Here is a 6,058-nt window from a genome sequence, read left to right on the forward strand (position 1 = left end):
CCCGGCGAGCCGGTGTCAGCCCGTCAGGCGGGCGAGCGCACCGGCCGCTTCCTCGACCGTGTCCACGAGTGCGATACGGGACTCCATCGCCCGGTCCGCCGCGAGCGCGCTCAGCAGTGGCCAGGCGGGCAGCTTCTCCGTCCAGTGCGCGCGGTTGACCAGGACCATCGGCGTGGGCGCGGAACGCGACTCGTAGTAGTTGGGCGTCGCGTTGTCGAAGATCTCCTGCACGGTCCCGGCGGCACCCGGAAGGAAGATCACACCGGCGGTCGAGCGGGCCAGCAGCCCGTCCTCGCGCACGGCGTTGGCGAAGTACTTGGCGATGTGGTCGGCAAAGGCGTTCGGCGGCTCGTGGCCGTAGAACCACGTGGGGATCGCCACCGAGGAGCCTCCCTCCGGCCAGCGCTCCCGCACGGTGAAGGCGGCCTTCGCCCAGTCGGTGACCGACGGGCTGAACGAGGGCGCCGAGGTGAGGAGTTCGCAGGCCTTGACCAGCATGGCGTCGGAGTGCGGAGCCGCGTACGCGCCGAGGTTGGCCGCCTCCATGGCGCCGGGGCCGCCGCCCGTCGCCACGGTCAGGCCGCCGCGCGCCAGCTCCCTGCCGAGCGCGGCGGCGCCGAGGTACTCCTGGGAGCCGCGGGCCATCGCGTGGCCGCCCATCACGCCCACCACCCGGGCCCCGACGAGGTGTTCGTCCAGCGCGTCGGAGACGGCGTCGTCGTGCAGCGCCCGCAGCATCGAGGCGAAGACGTCGCCGTTCGCCTTGGTCAGCTGGAACCAGCCGTACGCCCGCGCGTCCGGGGTCGCCGCGTAACCGCCCTCCGCCAGGCCCTCGTACAGGGCGTCCGGGGTGTAGAGCAGACCGCGGTACGGGTCGAAGGGGAGACCGGGCACCGGCGGGAAGACGAAGGCCCCGTCCGCGCGTATCTTCGCCTCGGCGCGGGGCGCCATGCGGCAGCCGAGGAAGACGGCCCCCCGGGTGCCGGTCGCGAGCAGGGCGTCGGCCCGGTCCGTCAGGTCGACGGACTGGATCCGGTGACCGGCCAGGGTCCCGGCGGCGACCGCCTGGTCGAATGCGGCGAGCGTCTCGATCTCGACGCCGGTTGCGTACGTGTACTCGTCCGGGTTCTCCACGCCGCCATGCTACGGACCGTCCCGGCGACCGGGGCCACCCCGTCAGGAACGGCCCGCCCGGCGACGGGGTCACCCGTCACGGACGGACCGTCCCGGCGGTCGTTCACCCCGTCAGAGGAAGCGCGGCCAGCTCCGCGATCGCCCAGGTCAGCGGGGCGAAGACGGCCAGCAGCACCAAGGCCCGCAGGGCCGCGGCGATGCGGAGCGAGGAGGCCGGGGCGCCGAGCCGCAGCAGGGTCCTGGCCGTACGCGCCCTGGCCTGCCTGGCCTCCAGCGCGGTCGTCAGCAGGGTCGCCGTGGTGCAGCCGAGGACGAGTACGGCGCCGAGCGCGGTGAGCGGACCGAAGGGCCGGGGCCCGCCCGTGTAGAGCACGGAGGCCGCGATCACCCCGGACAGCACCGCGCAGACGATGCCCAGCGGGCGGCCGATCCGGCACGCCTCGTCCATCAGGACCCGGCCGGCCAGCAGCCGTACGGCTCCCGGGCGCACCGCCTGGAGCAGCCTGCCGCACAGATAGGTGAGGCCGGGTCCCGCCATGGCCAGGCCGACCGCGGTGAGGGTCCAGCCCGCGAGCACGGCCGCGGGGGTGGAGTCGAACCGGCCGGGCAGCGGGAACGGGTTGCCCGCCGAGCCCCGGCTCGCGTAGGCCTCGACCGCGAGTCCGGCAGCGGTGAGCGCCACTCCCCAGGGCAGCCCCTTCGGCACCGGGGCGGGTGCGAGGTCGTCCTCGTCCGCCTGGGCTTCGGACGGCGCGACCGGCCTGGAGCGCAGCGCGAGCCCGCCGGCGGCGGACGAGGCGAGCGGCACCAGGGCCAGCAGCGTGAGGACGGCGGCGAGGGGCAGCGGGGTGCCCGCGCCCAGGAACTCGGCCGCGCCCCCGTCGAAGGGCAGGCCGGTCAGATCGCCGCGCAGGTGCAGGAAGAAGAGCAGCGCCACCACCGAGCCGAGCGTGGTGGAGACCGCTGTGGAGATCGCCGCCAGCAGGGCGAGACGGGCGGGCCCGAGGCCGGCGGCGAAGAGTCCGGGACGCGGGCGGGTGCTCGGATCCGTACGCGCGACGGCCACCGCGAACTGGACGGTCGCGGCGAGCGGAACGGCGCACCACAGCAGCCGCAGCACGGAACCCGAGGCGTGCGCCGGGTGCCCGGCGGCGTACCCCAGGGTGCACAGGAGCAGGAAGCCCACCCCCGCCGACGCGGCGGCCAGAGCCAGACGCCGCACCAGGACCAGGGGGTGCGAGCCGCGGGTCAGACGGAGAGCGAGCACGCCGAGCGGCCTTCCGTATCGGGCGCGGCGGGCAGGGAGACGGTGGTGACGCGGCGGCCGTCCAGCAGGCTGACCACCCGGTCGGCGAGCGCGGCGACCTCCGCGTCATGGGTGCCGAGCACCAAGGTGATCCCGTGGGACCGGGCCGCGGTGGTGAGGGTGCGCAGGAGCTGTGCGCGCTCGGCGTGGTGCAGCGAGGCGGTCGGTTCGTCCGCGAAGATCACGGACGGCGACGCGGCCAGCGCCCGCGCCACGGAGATCCGCTGGCGCTGCGACTGGAGCAGGGTGTGCGGCCTCTTCTTGGCGAGCGGGCCGATGTCCAGGCGCTCCAGCCACTCGACGGCCGCCTTCTTCGCCGCCCGGTGCGAGACGCCCCGCAGCAGCAGCGGCAGGGCGGCGTTCTCCCAGGTGCTGAGCTCGGGCACGAGCTGCGGTTCCGCCGCGATCCAGCCGAATCTGTCCCGGCGGAGCTGCTCGCGCAGCCGGGGGCCCATGGTGTGCACGGGCACACTGTTGAACCAGACCTCGCCCTGCTGGGGGACCAGCTGGCCGGAGAGGCAGTGCAGCAGTGTCGTCTTGCCGCTGCCCCTGGGGCCGGCCACGGCGAGGATCTCGCCGTCGCGGACCCCGAGGGAGACGCCGCCGAGCCCCGGCGATCCGTTGTGGGAGTGGTGCAGGGAACGTGCCCAGATCACATCGTTGTCGGGCGGGGCCACCATGGCGTACACCTCGGTTCGGATCAGTTCTCCTGTCCCCCGTTCGGGGGACGAATACAACGAAAGAAAGGCCGATCGGTCACTCGGCACGCTAGGCAGCCGGACCGGGGTGTCGGGACAGTACGCGGCCCGGATACCCCCGTTCTCACTCGATCGGGTGTATCCGGGCCGCGTATGCCCTATGAAATGACTACCGGAGTCGCCTGTCGGCGGCAGCCGGTGGTGCCGGTCAGAGCTTCGCCCAGGCCTCCGTCAGGACACCGCGCAGAATGCCCTCGATCTCGTCGAACGTCGACTGGTCCGAGATCAGCGGGGGCGCGAGCTGGACGACCGGGTCGCCTCGGTCGTCGGCCCGGCAGTAGAGGCCGTTCTCGTACAGCGCCTTGGAGAGGAAGCCGTACAGGACGCGCTCGGTCTCCTCGTCGGTGAACGTCTCCTTGGTGGCCTTGTCCTTCACCAGCTCGATGCCGTAGAAGAAACCGTTGCCGCGGACGTCGCCGACGATCGGCAGGTCGTGCAGCTTCTGCAGCGTCGTCAGGAACGCGTTCTCGTTGTCCAGGACGTGCTGGTTGAGGCCCTCGCGCTCGAAGATGTCGAGGTTGGCGAGAGCGACCGCAGCGGAGACCGGGTGGCCGCCGAAGGTGTAGCCGTGCAGGAAGGTGTTGTCGCCCTCGTAGAACGGCTCGGCCAGCCGGTCGGAGATGATGCAGGCGCCGATGGGGGAGTAGCCCGAGGTCATGCCCTTGGCGCAGGTGATCATGTCCGGTACGTAGCCGAACTTGTCGCAGGCGAACATCGTGCCGAGACGGCCGAACGCGCAGATGACCTCGTCGGAGACGAGCAGCACGTCGTACCGGTCGCAGATCTCACGCACCCGCTGGAAGTAGCCGGGCGGGGGCGGGAAGCAGCCGCCGGCGTTCTGCACGGGCTCCAGGAAGACCGCGGCGACGGTGTCCGGGCCCTCGAAGAGGATCTGCTGCTCGATCTGGTCGGCGGCCCAGCGGCCGAAGGCCTCCGGGTCGTCGCCGAAGAGCGGGGCGCGGTAGATGTTGGTGTTCGGCACCTTGTGCGCGCCGGGGACCAGCGGCTCGAAGGGCGCCTTCAGCGCGGGCAGGCCGGTGATCGACAGGGCGCCCTGCGGGGTGCCGTGATAGGCGACCGCGCGCGAGATGACCTTGTACTTGGTCGGCTTGCCCTTGAGCTTGAAGTACTGCTTGGCCAGCTTCCAGGCCGTCTCCACGGCCTCGCCGCCGCCGGTGGTGAAGAAGACCTTGTTCAGGTCGCCCGGGGCGTGGCCGGCGAGGCGCTCGGCGAGCTCGACGGCCTTCGGGTGCGCGTAGGACCACACCGGGAAGAAGGCCAGCTCCTGCGCCTGCTTGTACGCGGTCTCGGCGAGCTCGTGGCGGCCGTGTCCGGCGTTGACGACGAACAGGCCGGAGAGGCCGTCGAGGTAGCGCTTGCCCTTGTCGTCGTAGATGTAGGTGCCCTCGCCACGCACGATGGTGGGAACGGGCGCGTTCTCGTAGTCCGACATGCGGGTGAAGTGCATCCACAGGTGGTCGTACGCGGTTCGGCTGAGGTCCTTGCTCACGGCTATCGGGTTCCCCACATGTAGGTCTGCTTCTTGAGCTTGAGGTAGACGAAGCTCTCGGTGGAGCGCACGCCGGGTATCGCCCGGATGCGTTTGTTGATCGTCTCCAGCAGGTGGTCGTCGTCCTCGCAGACGATCTCCACCATGAGGTCGAAGGAGCCCGCGGTCATCACCACGTACTCGCACTCGGCCATGGCCGACAGGGCCTCGGCCACGGGGTCGAGGTCGCCCTCGACGTTGATGCCGACCATGGCCTGCCGCCGCAGCCCCACGGTGAGCGGGTCCGTGACGGCGACGATCTGCATGACGCCCTGGTCGAGCAGCTTCTGCACGCGCTGGCGTACGGCGGCTTCGGACAGGCCCACGGCCTTGCCGATCGCGGCGTACGGCCGGCGTCCGTCCTCCTGGAGCTGCTCGATGATTGCGAGGGAGACGGCATCGACCGCTGGTGACGATCCGTTCCCGGTCCTGGAGTCTGCGCTGCGACTGGCCACAGCTCCACTCTGCACCGCGCCTCCTCCGTCTGGCAACCCCGAATCGATGAAATTCGTTGTCTGGGAGCCTGGATCTCACTGAATCCGAAGTTCGCGGCGGGTGGGTATGTCGAAAGCGTCACCCAACGGTCTAGTCTGGAAGTCTCACCCATCGGACAGCCGACAGGAGGGGTGGTTGTGACCACCGAGGTGCGCCGTCTGCGCAACTACATCAACGGAGAGTTCCGGGACGCCGCGGACGGGCGGACCATCGATGTGGTCAACCCGGTGACGGAAGAGGTCTACGCGACCTCGCCGCTCTCCGGAGGGGCCGACGTCGATGCCGCCATGGAGGCCGCGGCCGCGGCCTTCCCCGCCTGGCGTGACGTGACGCCCGCCGAGCGCCAGAAGGCACTGCTCAAGATCGCGGACGCGTTCGAGGAGCGGGCCGAGGACCTGATCGCGGCGGAGTCCGAGAACACCGGCAAGCCGCTGGAGCTCACCCGTACCGAAGAGATCCCGCCGATGGTGGACCAGATCCGCTTTTTCGCGGGCGCCGCCCGGCTGCTGGAGGGCCGGTCGGCCGGCGAGTACATGGAGGGCCTCACCTCCATCGTCCGGCGCGAGCCGGTGGGCGTCTGCGCCCAGGTCGCGCCGTGGAACTACCCGATGATGATGGCCGCCTGGAAGTTCGCCCCGGCCCTCGCCGCGGGCAACACCGTCGTGATCAAGCCGTCCGACACCACTCCGGCGTCGACCGTGCTGATCGCCGAGATCATCGGGCAGATCCTGCCCAAGGGCGTCTTCAACGTCATCTGCGGCGACCGGGAGACCGGCCGCGCGATGGTCGAGCACCCGACCCCGGCGATGGCCTCCA

The 6,058-nt window shown here is 71.2% G+C and carries 6 protein-coding genes; 1 reads left to right on the plus strand and 5 read right to left on the minus strand.

Annotation, left to right across the window (positions count from 1 at the left end; all coding sequences use genetic code 11):
• Positions 1-15 precede the first annotated feature (15 nt).
• The 5 genes from JKV81_RS05990 to JKV81_RS06010 form a co-directional block, all read right to left on the minus strand.
• Entirely contained in the window at positions 16-1,134 is a 1,119-nt protein-coding gene (locus JKV81_RS05990; RefSeq protein ID WP_202075082.1) for an LOG family protein, read from the minus strand.
• Positions 1,135-1,237: 103 nt separating this feature from the next.
• Positions 1,238-2,401: a hypothetical protein gene (locus JKV81_RS05995; RefSeq protein ID WP_129265693.1), complete on the minus strand. Its 1,164-nt coding sequence runs from the start codon at positions 2,399-2,401 to the stop codon at positions 1,238-1,240.
• Entirely contained in the window at positions 2,383-3,120 is a 738-nt protein-coding gene (locus JKV81_RS06000) for an ABC transporter ATP-binding protein (protein WP_129265694.1), read from the minus strand. The genes JKV81_RS05995 and JKV81_RS06000 overlap by 19 nt, the downstream gene beginning before the upstream one ends.
• 226 nt (positions 3,121-3,346) lie before the next feature.
• Positions 3,347-4,726 carry an aspartate aminotransferase family protein gene (locus tag JKV81_RS06005; RefSeq protein WP_124274923.1) on the minus strand — a complete coding sequence of 460 codons (1,380 nt, stop codon included), beginning with the start codon at positions 4,724-4,726 and terminating at the stop codon, positions 3,347-3,349.
• Positions 4,711-5,202 (minus strand): Lrp/AsnC family transcriptional regulator, encoded by a 492-nt coding sequence (locus JKV81_RS06010; RefSeq protein ID WP_187281839.1) that lies wholly within the window; start codon positions 5,200-5,202, stop codon positions 4,711-4,713. The genes JKV81_RS06005 and JKV81_RS06010 overlap by 16 nt, the downstream gene beginning before the upstream one ends.
• A 177-nt stretch (positions 5,203-5,379) precedes the next feature.
• Between JKV81_RS06010 and JKV81_RS06015 the strand changes: the two genes are divergently transcribed.
• Positions 5,380-6,058 (plus strand): aldehyde dehydrogenase family protein (locus tag JKV81_RS06015; protein ID WP_202075083.1); only part of this gene is annotated, 679 nt, incomplete at its 3' end.

The sequence above is a fragment of the Streptomyces silvae genome (genome assembly GCF_016745505.1).
In the GTDB taxonomy this organism is placed as follows: Bacteria; Actinomycetota; Actinomycetes; order Streptomycetales; family Streptomycetaceae; genus Streptomyces; species Streptomyces silvae.